This window comes from Saprospiraceae bacterium (genome assembly GCA_016717265.1).
In the GTDB taxonomy this organism is placed as follows: Bacteria; Bacteroidota; Bacteroidia; order Chitinophagales; family Saprospiraceae; genus Vicinibacter.
Genome location: JADKFX010000001.1, coordinates 450,111 through 468,202 on the forward strand (window position 1 = coordinate 450,111; position 18,092 = coordinate 468,202).

The following is an 18,092-nucleotide window of genomic DNA, read 5'->3' on the forward strand; positions in this document are numbered from 1 at the left end:
TATATTAAAAATGCATGAAATTTACTGCATCCGCTATTATAAAATTAAATATCTTACATCCATCAATATTTTAAGAACTGTTAATTACAGTCTTAAATATAAAACTATATACTGGATTACAGCATAATATATGGAACCCATTCAATTTTATATATCCAATATGCATATACTTTAGTACACAATTCCGAATTCTATTTAATAATTATAATCTAAAATTTATCACTCCTTAATTAGCTTTTTAATTATCAGTAGGTTTCCAGTTTGGAATTTAATGAAGTACACACCGCTCGTATAAAGGGAAGTAGGAATTTGAATACGCGATTTTAATACCCCTTCATAGATAACTTGGCCCATACCGTTGATAATTTGAAATGGAATTTTCAAAGGATTTCCACTCGCTTCCAAAATCAATATATCGTCAACCGGATTTGGATAGACCTTAATAATTTGGCTGGCATCCTGGTTATCAATATCACTCAGGATAACTTGTATCCTGTTTGAAGTATCAGAACTGCATCCATTGGAGCTTATTACAACATAATAAATGCCATTTGCTATAGGTACAAATTCTTGTTGGTTGGCCCCTATAACCGGTCCATTCTGATCATGCCATTGATTGCCGTTTGCGGAATCAGAATGAAGCTTTATTCCATTGAAACTGATCACTGGAGTTAGCGGTTTTGGACTTATAATAAATGATTGCTCAGGAGCATAAACACTTGCACTTTGTGCCTGGTCTATAGCTTTGACACTCCAGTAATAAGTACCGGGTTTTAAATTGTTAATTACAAAATGTGTATTGCGAATGTTATAGGTATTGACTTCAGATAAAACATCAGACTTTCCCGGAGAGCTACCAATGTAAATTTCATAGATGATAGATTGTGTGGGTGTGTGATCATCCTGAGCTGGGCCCCAGTTTAATTGGACTTTATTACAATCAGGAATAGAATATAGATCTTTAGGTACATTTGGTGGAAAATTCTTTACCAAAGTTAAATTTCTATAGATCGAACTGCCATATGCTCCTGTTCCTTCTCTTAATAGATCTAAATTACCATCATTATTATAGTCTCCAAATGCGATATAGCTACAAGCAAATCCATGATCGACTCCTTCAATAATTGTTCCATTATCAAGTTTTTCAAGAAAACTTGGTATGTCTGCAAAAATATTATTAAAAGTATGATCCTGAAAGTTTCGAAGAATAGACACCCTACTAGGATACGTAATTGGAACTTTGCCTCCTCCAATTGAAATACTCTCATAACTCAATCTAGGGACGCCAGCTATTGCCAAATCTATATATCCATCGTTGTCATAGTCTCCCCAATCCAATTCGCTTAATGCATAGTGTTTAAATTTATCAAATACTATATAGTGATTAAATGAATCGGTTAAAATCTGCCTGTAAACCCCAGCAAATACAACTTTACTAAAACTAACTTTTAGCCCTTCCCCTCCGTTAAAATATTCAATCCCAATACTATCTTTTGCGCCGGTAATTGCAAAATCCAGTAAACCATCATTATCATAATCTCCCCAATCTACCGAACCATGCTCTATATCAATAAATTTACTAGACATTAAAACAAATTGGCCGTTATCGTTTTTATACAAAAGTGTCCTTCTATTAGTGCCATCATTACCTAAAATCAAAAGATCAGGTAAGCCATCCTTATTGTAATCTCCAAATGAACCGTTGCTGTTTTTAAGACTTAAAATGTTCGTATTGAATTCTATGGGTTCTGCTTTTGTGAATTCAGAGTAAACTTTTGTTGTAGCCTGTTTATTATTGTCCTCTCCTGAAAGTAGGAGCTCAAGAATACCATCATTATTTTGATCAAACCATTTTACAAATCCATTTTTAACACCAGGTAAATTAATATTTAGTTTAACAAAGGAATCATTTCCAATATTCTGATAAACTTCTGTAATGCAAATAGAATCTGCTAACCCACAAACAGCAAAATCTAGCAATTTGTCATTATTGAAATCACCCCAATCACATCCACTCAAAGTTATTTTTGGAAATTGTAGCGGGATAATATTAAATGAATCAATTCCTACATTTTTATAAATTTCAAAATGCAAACCACCTGTCATTAATATATCTAACAAGCCGTCGTTATTATAATCTCCCCAATCAAATGCACCCAGATGGATATGAGGTAATTTTAAATTTAAGTTTTCAAATAATTTCACTCTAAAATAATCTGACTGAGCTATATCGTTTGCACAATTACTGCTGGAATTTTTGACAGAAATCTTATTGTAGCCACCAAAATTGTAATTAATTTCGTAAGGTCCTTTACCTGATCCAGAAATAATTTTCCCATATCCGAAATCCCAAATGTAATTGTCCGTTTCTTTTCCTTCGCCGGTATATATTACATGGACATTGGTTAAGTTTCCTTGAACGGGAAGAATTTTTATATCATATATTTCTTCATTCGGTAAGAGTTGAAATTGAAAGTTATAATTATTATTTACTTTGAGGTTCAACTTTCGTATTGGATGAACTCTTCTATATTTATCATATTTATTTACTTCAAGTACTTGTTTGCCTAAGGTCGAATAGGCCCATGCCAGGTTTTTATTGGATTCCGTTGAAGACCAATAGTAAAATTCTGAAGTTAATCCATGTCCTTGATCGTATAACGATTCAATCATTAGTTGTAATTCATTTATGGATGGTAAAAACCAATCTGTAAATCCATTTAATGTTAAAGTATCAGCCTGATATGCCGCTATACCTAGTTCTTTACATTGATCAATAATACTCTGGGTATTCTCTTCTCCATCTCCGATTCCAGAACTATCTGCCCCATTTATCTCTATACCCTCACATCCCCAACTGGTGCGATTTTGATCTGTTGGAGCTGCTAATAATGCAAATGTATTGGTATGATAAAAGTATAAACCTCCTGCTAAAAAATCTCCAAGTTTTAAATTTGAAATGCTTTCAATTATTTTAAAATTGATTTCCGAAGAGAAGGAGTTACAATTCGATGGAGGAAATACAATTTTTGCCCGGTAATATTTAATTTTATCTTTAGCCAATGGAACAATGAATAGATATGGATTCGTAGTTGCACCTACAATATCATTCCAGATTGTGAGTGTATCTTCTCTTTCTTGCCATTGAATACTTCCACCTAAAGTTTCATTCAATTCAAATACAATAGTATCGCCTGTTAACACGATTTCAGAATATTGTGATTTTACAATACATCCTGACAAGATTAGTGGAATGCTCATTAATAAATGTTTTATTTCTTTCTTCATTTTAATAAAAGATAAATTGAAATTAATATTTTATTTATTTATGTTATGATTTAGTTTTTAATAATTTTTCTGAAAACATAGGAATTTTGAATATTAAACCTAATAAAATACATTCCAACTTTCAAACTTGATGTTGAAATTTTTGTTTTTTCTTTAAAGGAATTATGGTACACCTTTTGTCCCATTGCGTTGATGATTTCAAAACTCACTTGTTCAGCGAATCCATCAATTTCAATATACAGCTCAGTGCTAACAGGATTGGGATAGGTTTTTATTTTAAAGTTGCGATTTAAATCCGATGAACCAGTTAAAACTACTTGTAATTTATTTGAAGTATCAGAACTGCATCCATTGGAGCTTATTACAACATAATAAATGCCATTTGCTATAGGTAAAAACTCCTGTTGTGTAGCCCCTATAACCGGTCCATTCTGATCATACCATTGATTGCCATCAGCAGCATCAGAGTGAAGCTTTATTCCATTGAAACTGATCCTTGGTGTTGCTGGTTTTGGACTTATGGTAAATGACTGTTCGGGAGCATAGGCACTTGCACTTTGTGCCTGGTCTATGGCTTTGACGCTCCAGTAATAAGTGCCGGGTTTTAAATTGTTAATTACAAAATGTGTATTGCGAATGTTATAGGTATTGACTTCAGATAAAACATCAGACTTTCCCGGAGAGCTACCAATGTAAATTTCATAGATGATAGATTGTGTGGGTGTGTGATCATCCTGAGCTGGGCCCCAGTTTAATTGGACTTTATTACAATCAGGAATAGAATAAAGATTTTTAGGCGCATTTGGTGGAAAATTCTTTGTTGAAGTTAAATTTTTATAGATCGAACTGCCAATAGCTCCTGCCCCTTCTCTAAGTATATCTAAATTTCCATCGTTATTATAGTCTCCAAATGCAACATAACTGCAAGCAAAATCATGACTTGGCCCATCAATTATATTCCCATTATCAAGTATTTCAAGAAAATTAGGTATATTCACAAAAATATTATTAAAAGTATGATCTTGATAGTTTCGAAAAATGGATACTAAACTAGGATAAGTAATTGGTACTTTGCCTCCACCAATACCTGTACTCACATAACTCAGCCTAGGGACGCCAGCAATTGCCAGATCAATAAACCCATCATTGTCGTAGTCACCCCAATTCAATTCACTTAATGCATAGTTATAATATTTATTAAATACTATTTTGTGATTAAATGAATCGGTTGAGATCTGCCGATATATCCCAGCAAATACAACTTCACTAAAGCTAACTTTTAGCCCGCCCCCACCATTAAAATATTCAATCCCAATACTATCTTTTGCGCCAGTTATTGCAAAATCTAATGCACCATCATTATCATAATCTCCCCAATCTACCGAACCGTATTCTATATCAATAAAATGGGTAGGTATTAATACAAATTGGCCATTTTCATTTTTATACAACAGTGTCCTTCTATTGGTGCCATCATTGCCTAAAATCAAAAGATCAGAAAAGCCGTCGTTATTATAATCTCCAAATGAACCGTTGCTATTTTTAAGATTTAAAATGTTCGTATTGAATTCTATGGGTTCTGCTTTTGCGAATCCAGAATATATTTTTGTTAGCGCTTGATTATTATTGTCCTCTCCTGAAAGTAGGAGCTCAAGAATACCATCATTATTTTGATCAAACCATTTTACAAATCCATTTTTAACACCAGGTAAATTAATATTTAGTTTAACAAAGGAATCATTTCCAATATTCTGATAAACTTCTGTAATGCAAATAGAATCTGCTAACCCACAAACAGCAAAATCTAGCAATTTGTCATTATTGAAATCACCCCAATCACATCCACTCAAAGTTATTTTTGGAAATTGTAGCGGGATAATATTAAATGAATCAATTCCTACATTTTTATAAATTTCAAAATGCAAACCACCTGTCATTAATATATCTAACAAGCCGTCGTTATTATAATCTCCCCAATCAAATGCACCCAGATGGATATGAGGTAATTTTAAATTTAAGTTTTCAAATAATTTCACTCTAAAATAATCTGACTGAGCTATATCGTTTGCACAATTACTGCTGGAATTTTTGACAGAAATCTTATTGTAGCCACCAAAATTGTAATTAATTTCGTAAGGTCCTCTTCCTGACCCGGAAATTACTAATCCTTTTCCAAAATCCCATTCATAATGATCCGTATCATTGCCAACTCCTATAAATTTTACAATAACATTCGCAGGAATACTATCTATTTTTTTTACAACTACATCATATATTAAACCAGAATTCAATAATATTGTAGAGCACTCAAATGTCAATACACTTGATCTGAAAAATTGCCTAATTGCACGCACCCTAAGTTCCTTAATCTTATCAGGTGCAACTCTTAATGGATAACCAGATGAAGTTATACCAGCAATTCCCCAGGATGAATTACTACTATGCTCAGTTGACGACCAATGTGTGTCCAATCCTGAATTAACGACAGTTGAAAAAAACGGTACTAGATTATTAATGTGAAGATCAAATAATAGCCATAGCTCGTCCACTGAAGGCAAAAACCAATCATCAAATCCATTTAGTTTTAGTGTGTCACACATGAATGCCGCAATTCCAGGATTATTACAATCAAGTAAAATATCGCGATTATTCTCTCTCCCATAACCTATCCCACTACTGTCTGCTCCTGCAATATTTACTCCGAAACAACCCCAAGGCGCAAATCCCTGGTCACCATATAAGGGCTCCACATTATTATAAGGAGCTACTACCAATCCCAATGAATCTTGTTTATAAAAAACCAAGCCTCCTGCATAAAAATCACCGTCTTGTATATCAGATACTTTCTGCACAATACGTTGCCTAATTACAGATGAATATGAAAAACAAGGATCTCCTGATTTTAATACTTTGGCCCTGTAAAATTTTGAATTTGAATTTGTTTTTTCTACCAATGACTTATAACGATTGATTATTGCACCAGGAATGTCTTTCCACACATCAAAATCATCATCCCGTTCCTGCCATTGAATACTCCCAGAACTAAAGTCGTTAATTGTTAAGATTACCGTATCACCAGGAATTGCAGCATAATAATAATCTTGTGAACTTAAAATATTAATTTTAATAAAAATTATTAATAGAAAAAAACCTTTTGCTAAACTATTTTTCATACATTATATTATTAATAAAAATCTGATTAAAAAATTTAAATAAAACAAGCGTAAAAAGTATTAAAAATATACTAATAATTAAGTCTAAATTTCTTGAAATGAACTGTTAAGTTAGATCGCTTTTTAACTCCGGTTTATGCATTTCAAAATTTGGTATCTATCAATAAAATTTGGAAAATAATTCATCGCTCGTTAACTTCCCTCCCTCAAAATTTGAAGTCTGTTTTTAGTTCTTATAGCAACTCCATCCTAAAAAAATTTGAATAAATGTTATTTTTCACTTACTTTTGCCATACCTTAAATTGTCATAAGACCCTATCAAGCACTATTTATTGGCCTCCAGGCTATTTTTAAACATTTCTTATTTTAATTCTATTTACTATGAAAAGTACACGATTTTTCACTCTATTGAGTTTTATATTGATTTTTACATGCAGACTTATGAGTCAGCATACCCTTGTATTATATCCTTTGGCAGATGTTCATTACCTAAGTCAAACTGGTGGTCAAGGCAATAAAACTGCCTTAAAATTTAATATTTCCAGCTTGCCTTCCGGCATCAAATTAAAAAATGCCATTCTGGATGTTCATGTGAAATCTGTCCAAAATAACTGGGATGGTGATCTTAATTTCTATAATATAAATAATCAAAGCTGGAATGAATCCGTAACTTCTGATACCCTAGAATCGTTTACAAAAACAGATTCTAGCTTTCAAACTTCAGGATTTGCATTGGCCCCTGGTTTAAGTTCTTCCATAAATTTATCGGAAATTGTATATCGGGATTATGACTTTGGAAATGCATTTTGCTCTATTATGCTTCATGATCCAGATGATACTACCCATTTAAATAATTCTGGTATTCTTGTTAAAAATCTGGACAGCTTGGTTTGTGGTGATAGCGATCAAAATGCTACCTTCTCTTTCTGGGCAAGTGAAAGTAATGATCCAAATTTGCAGCCTCAATTAACCATTACATATTGTTACCCAACGGATACGTTCTTAACTTTTACTGTTTGCGATAGCCTAGGTTATTAATAATGAGGTGTTGGATACGAGCGGACTCTATGCACAAATTTTAGTAAATGCTGAAAATTGTGATTCTATCGTCTGGATTGATCTTACCGTGCTCTATAGTGTAGTAGACACCATCACTGCAAGTGCATGTGATAGTATCGTATTTGGAAATATAAGCTATTACAATACCGGGATATATCAACAACACTATACTGGTTCAAATACTTGCGATTCAAGTTTTATCCTGAACTTTACAATAAATAAAAGTTCTTCAGATACCATCCAACAAACTGTTTGCAATTTCATTTTGATAAACAATAAGTTATATAGTGAATCTGGGATTTACCATCAATTTCTTATAAACTCTCTTGGATGTGATTCCATTCTTGTGATAGAACTTATCGTACATTATTCATCTACTGAAACCATTACACAAACTGCGTGTGATAGTATTATTATTAATAACCAAAAATATACGAGTTCCAACACTTACATTCAAGTATTATCAAATTCCGAAAATTGTGATTCGGTACTTGTATTAGAACTTACTATAAACCAGAGTTCCTCAGATACTATTAAACAAACTGCTTGTGACAGTATCATTGTAAATAATGAAGTTTATAAAACAACAGGAACCTACTTTCAACTATTTACGAACACTGAAAATTGTGATTCTATAATAGTCCTGGAACTCACTATTAATCATAGTACAAACGAAACCTTACTACTTACTGCTTGCGATAGTGCCATCATCAACAATCAAACGTTTAAAGCCACAGGAACATATACACAATTATTATCCAATACCAATAACTGCGATTCTACTTTACGAATTGAACTTACGATCAATCAAAGTTCAAGAGATACGATTCAACTTACTGCTTGCGATAGTGCCGTTATCAACAATCAAACATTTAAGTCTAGCGGTACTTATACACAAATACTTTCAAATACTAACAACTGTGATTCTACTTTACAAATCGAACTTATCATTCATCAAAGTTCAAGGGATACGATTCAACTTACAGCCTGCGATAGTGTTATCATCAACAATCAAACATTTAAATCCAGTGGAACGTATTCGCAATCATTTACGAATGCGAATAGCTGTGATTCTACTTTAATAATTGAACTTACGATTAATCAAAGTTCTTCAAATACAATTCAGCTAACTTCCTGCGATACGATTGTAATCAATAATCAAACATATTCCGAAAGTGGTATGTATATCCAATTTTTATCCAATTCAGAAAATTGTGATTCGATTCTTATAATAAAACTTTCAATTATTAATATTGATACGTCTATCAGTCAGAATGGAATTAATTTAACTGCAAATCAATCGGCTGCTTCATACCAATGGATAGATTGTACCACGGGACTTCCAATAGCCAATGAAACAAATCAAAACTTTACGGCCACTGCTAATGGTTTGTACGCTGTTATTATTAGTTCCAATACTTGCATAGATACCTCCTCCTGTTATCAGATTACTTTGGTATCTACCCATTCGACGCAAATAGAAAATACGATTACATTATTTCCAAATCCAACTTACGGTTACCTAAGCATTCTAAGTAAGGAAAATTTAAAGGATGCGACGATTCGAATTCTAAACACAAATGGTGTTATACAACAAATATGGACCAAGCAAAATGGAAAGCAGTTTTCTTATGATATTAGCCAATTAACAAGCGGTATTCATTTTGTCGAAATACAAAATAATGTATCTGTGAAACGAATTAAACTTCTTAAGATTTAATAAAATAAGAAATATACCCTAAACAGTTGTTAGGTATTCATCTGAAATTGTTTAGGGTTTGTTTCCTCTGTTCTCTTTTATTGTTTGAATCCATATTTTCGTTTTCTTTCATTAAAAGATATTTCAAACACTCATATTAATAAAGTGGGGTTAAGAATTGAATGATCGAATTTTTAATCGATGAAGTCGCTTGAAATACAAAGCGTGGTGAGTATTTTTGAATACCTAAGCTAATTCCACACTAATTTTCCAACTTCATTTCGCATTCCAAGAGGCCGTAACCATCCATCTTTAATATTGCAGTTTCCGATCTCAAAACCTCCTTTTTCTTAAATTTTAGTTAAAGTACGAAATATTTCGTACAATGTCAAAGAGACCCCTATCTTTATCCTGCTTTTAGCTAAATAGATATGTTTAGCAATGTTGCCGTAATTTAATTTTAACTCAAATTAATTCGATCCAATGAAAACTGCATTGACAATTTTACTTTTACTAAATTTTACCTTGTTACCTGCTCAATCTGCCAGTATAAAGGGTAAACTAATGGATTCTGAAGGTTCTGCGGTCATTTTTGCGAATGTTGCTCTGTTTTCTTCAAAAGATAGCAGTCTTACTAAAGTTGCATCCAGCGATGCATCCGGATCCTTTGAATTGCAAAGTTTGCCAGCCGGTAATTACTTTTTAAAGTCGAATTATGTTGGAATGCAGGATTACCAGAATCCTAATATTCAATTAACGTCTGATCAGCATTTGGATTTAGGGATCTTACGCTTAGAAACAGCAGCTATTAATTTAACAGAAGCAACCGTCACTGCACAACGGAGTATCCTTGAAGTAAAACCAGACAGACTTATTTTTAATGTAGAAGGAACCATCAATAGTATTGGTTCTGATGCCATTTCGCTTTTGCGAAAAGCACCTAGTGTTACCATTGACAATAATGATAATATAAGCTTATTGGGGCGTTCCGGGGTTCTGGTCTATTTAGATGGAAAACGCCTACCATTAAGTGGACAAGATCTCAGTAACTATCTTCAAAATCTTCCTGCAGAACAAATTGATCGGATTGAAATTATTACCAATCCAGGTGCGAAGTATGAAGCGCAAGGCAATGCAGGCATCATTGACATTCGCTTAAAAAAAGATAAAAATCTTGGTACCAATGGTTCCGTAAATACCAGTTATATTCAGGGAAAATATCCAAAATCAAATATCTCTGGAAACGGAAATTATAGAAACAAAAAAATGAATCTTTTTGGTACTCTTGGACTCGGTCAATGGCAAGGATATCATAGAATGGAATTCCAAAGTTATCAGAATAATTTCTACTTAGATGAAACGAATGAAAATCGTCACGATCGGAAAAATTTAAATTATCGCATTGGAACCGATTATTTTTTATCACCTAAGCATACGATCGGCTTTTTATATACTGGCTTTTTCAGTGATGGAACAAGTTGGGGTCAAAATCGCATTGACCTTGCTTCTGAAAATTCACCAACACTTATTGATAGTATTTTAATCGCAAATACAAATAGTGATAATCCAAAAAAGAACCAAAGTTTTAATTTAAATTATCGATTTGATACTAAAAAAGATCGCAATTTAAATATTGATTTAGATTATGCATTTTATAATAATACCAATACAAGACAACAGGACAATGATTATTTTGATGCAAGTGGTCAACAACAATTGTCAGAATTTTTATATTATTTTGATACTCCTTCTGATATTGATATTCTAACATTCAAATTAGATTATGAGCATACCGGTTTAGGTGGGAAATTAAGTTACGGTACGAAATTAAGTCGGGTCGTAACCGACAATTTTTATCAGGTTTATGATGGATCAAAAGAAAATGGTGTTTTAAATCTCCAACGATCCAATCGATTTAAATATGATGAAAACGTATATGGAGTCTATGTAAATTACGCTCGTAGTATATCTAAAAATTGGAATCTAAATGCTGGGCTTAGAGCAGAGCAAACAGATGCAAGAGGTGATCTACAAGCGTATTTACCGGAGTTACAGGAGCCCGCTGTACTTTTAAAATATTTAAGTTGGTTCCCAAGTGCCGGGATCAATTGGAATATTACAGAACAAAATAGCATGGCATTAAATTATAGTAGAAGAATCAATCGTCCGGATTACAACGTATTAAATCCATTTAATAATCAATTAAGTCAATTGTCTTATGAAAAAGGAAATCCTTTTCTAGCTCCTGAGATTGTGAATAATTTAGAATTAGGATATACTTTAGCCTCGAGATTTAATTTTAAAGTAGGATATGCTTTAACCAGTGATCAAATCACTCGTTTAATTGGTCCTGATGACAAAGATCCACGCGCTAGTTTTATTAAATGGGACAACCTTGCAACACAAGAGATTTGGAGTTTCAATGCAAGTCTTCCGATACAGATTCATAAAATATGGAATGCTTATTTTAATCTTGGTGCTTCTCATATTCATAATCAAGCGGATTATGGAGGGGATGCCATTGTAGATCTGAAAGCCTTTACCTATAGTATTTATCAACAACATAGCTTTGATTTACCCTTGAAGTTCAAAGGAGAAATTTCTGGTTACTATTCAGGACCTGGAATCTGGGGTGGTGTTTTTGTTTACGAATCAAGCTGGAGTCTTGACTTAGGCCTTCAGAGAAAATTTTTAAAAGATCGCCTGAATGCAAAATTGAGTGCAAGTGATTTGTTTTTTACTTCTGGCTGGAAAGGTATTTCAGAATTTAATGGTCTCCGATCCTATGGTAAAGGAAATTGGGATAGTCGTCGCCTCAGTTTGAATTTAAGTTATCGCTTTGGCAATGATAATGTAAAATCTCGCAAACGGAATGTGGGTCTTGAAGATGAAGCAGGAAGAGTTGGGGGAGATTAAAAATTAAATGAATTCAAAAGCTAATTCTCATAAGCTAAAATACTTTTTAGTATCCTTTGACATTTCTAAAATTCGACTTTTTATTTGATTGGACAAATATTATAGTCCAATGAATCCTTTTTGCAATTAAGGCTTAGCATTTGTAGCCAGCGGCATTAACCATTGTTATTTTATAATTGGGATTAGACTCATTTAGAAATACGTGGTATAATTTATAAACGGGATTGAAGCAAATTATAGTAAAAATTGATATCATTGCTTTCTACTTCAATACCGCCGCGCGCATTACAGATCCTACACCCCATCTGCGTCGTATGTGATCCAATTGCTGCAACAAAGAGATCTGTTCTTCCGTATCTTCAAATAAACGGATCTGGTAATTTCCATGTACCAATCCACTAAATTTTACACCTATCAATCGGATGAGTTGTCGCTTTTCGTAAAGACTATCAAATAAATCATAACTCACTTTGCGCAACATATCATCATTGGAAGTATATGGAATCTTCCGTTGTTTGGAAAATGTATTAAAATCGGCATATCTGATTTTAATTGTAACACAGGAGCAAACGCGACCACCCTGTCTCAATTCGAATGCTAATTTTTCAACCATATCCAGCAATAAAATCCGAATGCGCCGGATGTCAAGTGTATCTTGTTCAAACGTGTTTTCTTTGGAAATGGATTTCTGCTCATGAAACGGTACCACAGGCCGCTCATCAATGGCATTCGCATGTTCCCAAAGACTTCGTCCACTTTCATTTCCAAATTCCCGCTGGAGTAATCGCACCGGAATCTCACTAAGAATCCGAATCGTGCGCACACCCATAAAACTCAATCGCTTATAAGTTTCTTTGCCAATACCAGGAATTTTATTCGTGCTGAGCGGTGAAAGAAATGCGCGTTCTGTTCCTTTCAGAATCTGAATAGCGCCATTGGGTTTAGCCTCTCCAGTACCTACTTTGGAAATGAGTTTATTAGGTGAAAGCCCAAAAGAAATAGGCAAGCCAGTCTCCTTGATTAATTTAGTCCGAAGCTCAGAAGACCATTTCATACATCCAAAATATCGGTCCATACCCGTGAGGTCGAGATAAAATTCATCAATGGATGCCTTCTCATATAAAGGTGCTTCCTCCGCAATAATATCTGTAACCAAGCCAGAATACTTGGTGTATGAATCCATATCACCCCGCAATACAATTGCTTGAGGACAAAGTCGTAAGGCCATTTTCATGGGCATCGCAGAATGTACTCCAAAAGCCCGTGCTTCATAACTACAAGCCGCTACTACGCCACGACTACTGTAACCACCTACAATCAAAGGCTTACCGTATAGGCTACTGTTTTTAATGCACTCCACAGATACAAAGAAGGCATCCAGATCCATGTGTAAAATCGCACGATCAAACATAGTTTCCGGTGTTTATTAATTCTAATAGTCGAATATATCGACAAATATAGGTCGAATTATTTAAAGTGCTTCAAATTGTCGGAAAATTCAACTATTTTTGTGTAAAATATAATATACTGCTATCTAAAACTAAATTTACCTAAGATGTACTTAGCACAAAACCTAAAGTTCCTTCGCACAAAATATAATTATTCTCAAGCTGAAGCAGCCGATAAAATCGGCATACCACGCACTACCTTAGGAGATTATGAACGGGGCCATACCGAACCAAACATGGAATTACTGCTTACCCTGGCAAAAGTATATGGCGTGCAAATTGAAGGATTACTAACCCGGAAATTAGAAAATCTAGCTTGGGAAGATGTGACCACAGACAATGTAAAAATATTAGCAATGACTGTGGATCATAATCAAAAAGGAAATATCGAACTGGTAAGAACTAAAGCAGCTGCAGGATACCTTGAAAATTTCCAGGACCCTGAATTTGTCAGCGAATTACCTAGACTCCAATTTCCTGCTTTGCAAGGATATTACAGGGCTTTTGAAATAGAAGGTGACTCCATGCTACCGATGGAACCCGGATCGATTGTTATTTGTAAATATGTAGAAAAATTAAAAGACATAAAAAATAATGAACCCTATATAATCGTATCCCAACAAGATGGCGTCGTATATAAAAGACTTCAACTTCACAATGAAAAAAAAGCGCTTCAATGTATTTCTGATAATTTACAATACCCAAGCTTCCAACTTCCCTGGGAAGATGTAAAAGAAGTATGGGAATATCATGCACATCTGGCATTCACAGAACCAAAAACAAACTACGATCATTGGAAAAATGAACAAGTAAGCGATATCCAGAAAAAAGTGAACGAACTTCACAGACATTATGTAGGTAAAGAATAAATAAAAATCATAGCAATTTGAAATGTCGATAAATCTGAAGCGACTGCAAATAAGAGTACTAAAAAAGTAGCTGTAATGGAAGGAACTTCAAGCGCCTGCGAGCAGTATGAAGAAGGCTTTTGTTTTAAAATGCGCCCACATTCGCAAGTAATTAATTACTATGAAAATTCAGAATTTAATTTTTAGAATTATAAAAATGAACCCATTTTATTTTTATCACTAAATTTAAATACATCTGGTAATTTTTAGAATATATCAAATACTCATAAATGGGTATAAATTAGATTCCAAATAATACCAACTTTGGATTACGAAACACCAGCTCTATTTAGAGCCCTTATCATCGTCATTTTCAATTTAATAGTCAAGCCATAGTTCGCTTAAATCACTTATTAAATATACATGACATGAAAAACACGAAGATCTTATTTACATTCATTAGTTGCATTTTAATCTACATTCATCCCGGCTACAATCAATCCATTGTAAAATTGAATACATCAGGAACGGCAGGAAATACAAATCTTTTGCTGAATAATAGTACCAGCGATTTTTTGGGAAATATTTATTACTGTACCGTGAATCATTTACAAAACGGTACCCTGAATGTTGTAAGCTTAACAAAAGAACTAACGCTGAATTGGTCCTATAATTATACGATAGGAGCAGCGGGTTCCATATCCGGAGTACATTATTTAAATGGTAAAATTTTTATTAGTTGTTCATCTGGAAATAATACCGAATTATTGATTATTGACAGTTTTGGAAATATACTTTTTCCAAAAAATTTTTAAATGACCATACCAGCTTTACCTCAGCACTTATGAATAACCAGGATTTAATCCTTACATCCGATATAAGACCAAGTGCCGGAACCGTTGAAATATCCAGATGGACACCCCAATTTACACCTATCTTTAATAAACGAATTTCATTTACCAATCGGGATGATGTTCATATTTATTATGTAAAACAAATAGGCAACCGCATATATTTTGGAGGTACTTCCAAAGAAACCGGAATCTATCATTCATATTGGTTTATAGCTGCTCTTGAATTAAATGGCACGCTTGCCTTTTTAAAAGAATATGAGGTAATTAGTAATGACCTGTATCCGAATACTTCTATTGTCGCCTTGGATTCTGTTGATGAAAATACCATCCTTGCAGCAGGCTATGTAAATGATGCAAATCCAATAGATGGAAATTTTAATTCCTATGCTGATGGACTGATTGTAAAACTTGATCCAAAGGATGGAAGTGTGAAAGATTATCTTATTTTAAGCCCAAAGTTGGAATCTGATTACTTATATTTTCTTGGGATTAAATACCAGGCAAACAATAAAATAAGAATTAGCGGTGCACAAGGAATTAATCAGGATTTTTTAAACACTGGTTTGCTTTATGGTGAACTAGACTTGAATTTTCAAGATATTCAATTTAAATTTTCTAAATCCTATTCGATTTTAACAAGATTGGAAAAATTTATTGACTATAATCATATTTCTGGAAGGTCTGAAAATTTTGGGATTTTCACTACCCATGTAGGTTCTGGAATATGTAATTCAAATGTTTCCTGTTTCGAAAAAGCAGAAATCATAAGTATAAATAAGGAATTACGCTTCGTATCGAATCGCTATGAATTTACCAACCTTAGTTATACTGCTGAAGATATAACGATCATCCGTAAACCCATTCCGACAACCCTAAGTGCACCTTGTGGTATTTCCATTTGTAGTTCTTCACAAACGATTCCAATATGTAAACAAAAATATATTTATGATTATCGTTCCATTCCACAAATTCCTACAGCTGTTACCAATCTGACCCCATCCATTGCTTTAATGACCCATGATAAAATCAATAAAAAAATAATTCTGGATCCAATTACGAGTGGCGTAGCACTTGTTTTATTTGAAACCCAATTGGATCTGTTTACGAAACAACAGGATACTCTAAAATTTATAATTAATAATGATTCATTGCCTGATTTGAATTTAGGTTTGGATAAAACAATCTGTCAAGGGGATTCCCTGGTTTTAAGTTTTGGATTGGATTCAACACGTTGGTTTGATGGTTCAATATCAAAAAACAAAACAATAAAAACTGCCGGTAAATATTGGGGTAGCTATTTTAATGAATGCGGTTCTAAGTCAGATACAATACTTATAACACTTGAACCAAAACCAAACTTAATGCTAGGAGCTGATTTTCTAATTTGCGGAAATCTTCCAGCTCAAATTGTTTCCAATTATGACAATACAATCTGGAATACAGGGCAAAGTGGGCGATCCATTTCTGTTACCAATCCAGGACGCTATGTTGGATTTGTAAGTTCGGCATGTGGAACTTCTTTTGATACCATTCAGGTAAATAAATTTGACCGCAGCGCCTTCGATGCCGGACTAGATCAAAAAACTTGCGACACGGAAACCTTACTCAACGCAAATTTTATTAATCCCTATCCAAATTTATATACTTCTAAAATAAATTGGAAGCAAATCGATGCTTTAACAGCTGTTAATTTTAGTGCAATTGATATTTTAAATCCATTGATTACAAATCTTACAAAAGATCAATTACATTCCTTTGAACTCAGCATCACATTAAATAGCAGCTGCGAATTAAAAGATACGGTACACGTATTTTCACAAACTTGTTTTATTGATAGTTGTGCTTTTTTAATTGACAAAATCTGTCTGCCAAATGGAATGATTGAGCTCCGGGCTTTGGATGCAAATGGAAACTTAATTTCAGCAAAACCCAGACAAAGAGAACTGCTTTGGAACATCCAGGATGGCCCTTCTAAATCGACTTATTCCATATTTAATAAAAATCCAATTATAGTTTCAAACCATACAATAATCGGACTTACATCTAAAATATATAGCTGGAAAAAAGGATATCCAAAAACCATAGAATATGCTGATATCTGCGAAAGCAAAACCAGGGATTCATTAAATTTATCATGTACAGGTCCCTGCGAAGACTTTTCATTTGTGCTCTCTTCTTGTGATGATGATTATGACTTTGATTTGAATTTAAACTTCCCATTCCAATATTGTAAATCTATTTGTGATAATTCTTGTGACTATATCATTGGAATATTTGATCTGAATGGAAATCTTGTGGATCCAAATTCTTATAATATCAAATGGTCAACAGGAGAAACAAAACAAGTGAGTATTCAAAAAGGATGTTTAAATTATAATATCAGTGTTGAAATTCGCCGGGGTGATTGCGTATGGTTTGGTCGTTATCGGGAATCTTGTAATCATGCCGGAGGTAATATTATAGGTGACCAAAATGAATTTAAACAAAATCGCATTCACAATCTTGACATGAATACTTTAATAAATCTTAAAAGCCAACAAATGGAATATAGTATTTATAATTTATATGGTCAATTTATTGGTACCAAAGACTTTCCAATAAATAAATTAACTGCGGGATTGTATTTTATTGTTCAAAATAATAATGCGAAACACATCATTCATAAAATTTTTATAAGTGATCCACAAGTTCGCGATTAATGGAAGCTTAATTTTGAATTCATAGGATGTGACATTGCGATTTTATTTTACAAAACCGCAATGTCACATTTATTTAAACTTAAATCTTTGATAACCCAAAATAGTTTA

9 protein-coding genes are annotated in these 18,092 nt (G+C 33.4%); 6 read left to right on the plus strand and 3 right to left on the minus strand.

Features of this window, described 5'->3' with window-relative positions; genetic code table 11:
- Positions 1-219: 219 nt before the first annotated feature.
- Together IPO86_01795 and IPO86_01800 are read right to left on the minus strand one after the other, a co-directional pair.
- A complete protein-coding gene (locus tag IPO86_01795) occupies positions 220-3,261 on the minus strand; it encodes a VCBS repeat-containing protein (GenBank protein ID MBK9726829.1) in 3,042 nt (1,013 codons plus the stop codon).
- Positions 3,262-3,338: 77 nt separating this feature from the next.
- A complete protein-coding gene (locus tag IPO86_01800) occupies positions 3,339-6,461 on the minus strand; it encodes a VCBS repeat-containing protein (GenBank protein ID MBK9726830.1) in 3,123 nt (1,040 codons plus the stop codon).
- A 441-nt stretch (positions 6,462-6,902) separates the two neighbouring features.
- Here IPO86_01800 and IPO86_01805 point away from each other — a divergent pair, with 441 nt between their 5' ends.
- The 3 genes from IPO86_01805 to IPO86_01815 all read left to right on the plus strand — a co-directional run bounded on the left by IPO86_01805 (position 6,903) and on the right by IPO86_01815 (position 12,135).
- Positions 6,903-7,499 carry a hypothetical protein gene (locus IPO86_01805; protein MBK9726831.1) on the plus strand — a complete coding sequence of 199 codons (597 nt, stop codon included), beginning with the start codon at positions 6,903-6,905 and terminating at the stop codon, positions 7,497-7,499.
- A gap of 10 nt (positions 7,500-7,509) precedes the next feature.
- Positions 7,510-9,240, plus strand: a complete 1,731-nt coding sequence (locus IPO86_01810) for a T9SS type A sorting domain-containing protein (protein ID MBK9726832.1) — start codon at positions 7,510-7,512, stop codon at positions 9,238-9,240.
- 462 nt (positions 9,241-9,702) lie between these two features.
- The gene (locus IPO86_01815; GenBank protein MBK9726833.1) at positions 9,703-12,135 is read left to right on the plus strand and encodes a TonB-dependent receptor; all 2,433 of its coding nucleotides are present in this window, start codon (positions 9,703-9,705) and stop codon (positions 12,133-12,135) included.
- A gap of 262 nt (positions 12,136-12,397) precedes the next feature.
- Here the strand turns inward: IPO86_01815 and dinB are convergent, their stop codons facing one another.
- Entirely contained in the window at positions 12,398-13,546 is a 1,149-nt protein-coding gene (gene dinB / locus IPO86_01820) for a DNA polymerase IV (protein MBK9726834.1), read from the minus strand.
- Between the two features lie 144 nt (positions 13,547-13,690).
- Between dinB and IPO86_01825 the strand changes: the two genes are divergently transcribed.
- From IPO86_01825 to IPO86_01835, 3 genes are all read left to right on the plus strand, one after another.
- A complete protein-coding gene (locus IPO86_01825; GenBank protein MBK9726835.1) occupies positions 13,691-14,452 on the plus strand; it encodes a helix-turn-helix domain-containing protein in 762 nt (253 codons plus the stop codon).
- 407 nt (positions 14,453-14,859) lie between these two features.
- Positions 14,860-15,246, plus strand: coding sequence for a hypothetical protein (locus IPO86_01830; protein ID MBK9726836.1), 387 nt, complete (start codon positions 14,860-14,862; stop codon positions 15,244-15,246).
- Between the two features lie 29 nt (positions 15,247-15,275).
- Positions 15,276-17,984: a hypothetical protein gene (locus IPO86_01835; protein MBK9726837.1), complete on the plus strand. Its 2,709-nt coding sequence runs from the start codon at positions 15,276-15,278 to the stop codon at positions 17,982-17,984.
- Positions 17,985-18,092 lie beyond the last annotated feature (108 nt).

Excerpts from the sequence above, each read along its gene's own strand:
- IPO86_01795 (MBK9726829.1), bottom strand. The coding sequence starts at position 3,261 with ATGAGCATTCCACTAATCTTGTCAGGATGTATTGTAAAATCACAATAT.
- IPO86_01800 (MBK9726830.1), bottom strand. The coding sequence starts at position 6,461 with ATGAAAAATAGTTTAGCAAAAGGTTTTTTTCTATTAATAATTTTTATT.
- IPO86_01805 (MBK9726831.1), top strand. The coding sequence starts at position 6,903 with ATGAGTCAGCATACCCTTGTATTATATCCTTTGGCAGATGTTCATTAC.
- IPO86_01815 (MBK9726833.1), top strand. The coding sequence starts at position 9,703 with ATGAAAACTGCATTGACAATTTTACTTTTACTAAATTTTACCTTGTTA.
- dinB (MBK9726834.1), bottom strand. The coding sequence starts at position 13,546 with ATGTTTGATCGTGCGATTTTACACATGGATCTGGATGCCTTCTTTGTA.
- IPO86_01825 (MBK9726835.1), top strand. The coding sequence starts at position 13,691 with ATGTACTTAGCACAAAACCTAAAGTTCCTTCGCACAAAATATAATTAT.
- IPO86_01830 (MBK9726836.1), top strand. The coding sequence starts at position 14,860 with ATGAAAAACACGAAGATCTTATTTACATTCATTAGTTGCATTTTAATC.
- IPO86_01835 (MBK9726837.1), top strand. The coding sequence starts at position 15,276 with ATGAATAACCAGGATTTAATCCTTACATCCGATATAAGACCAAGTGCC.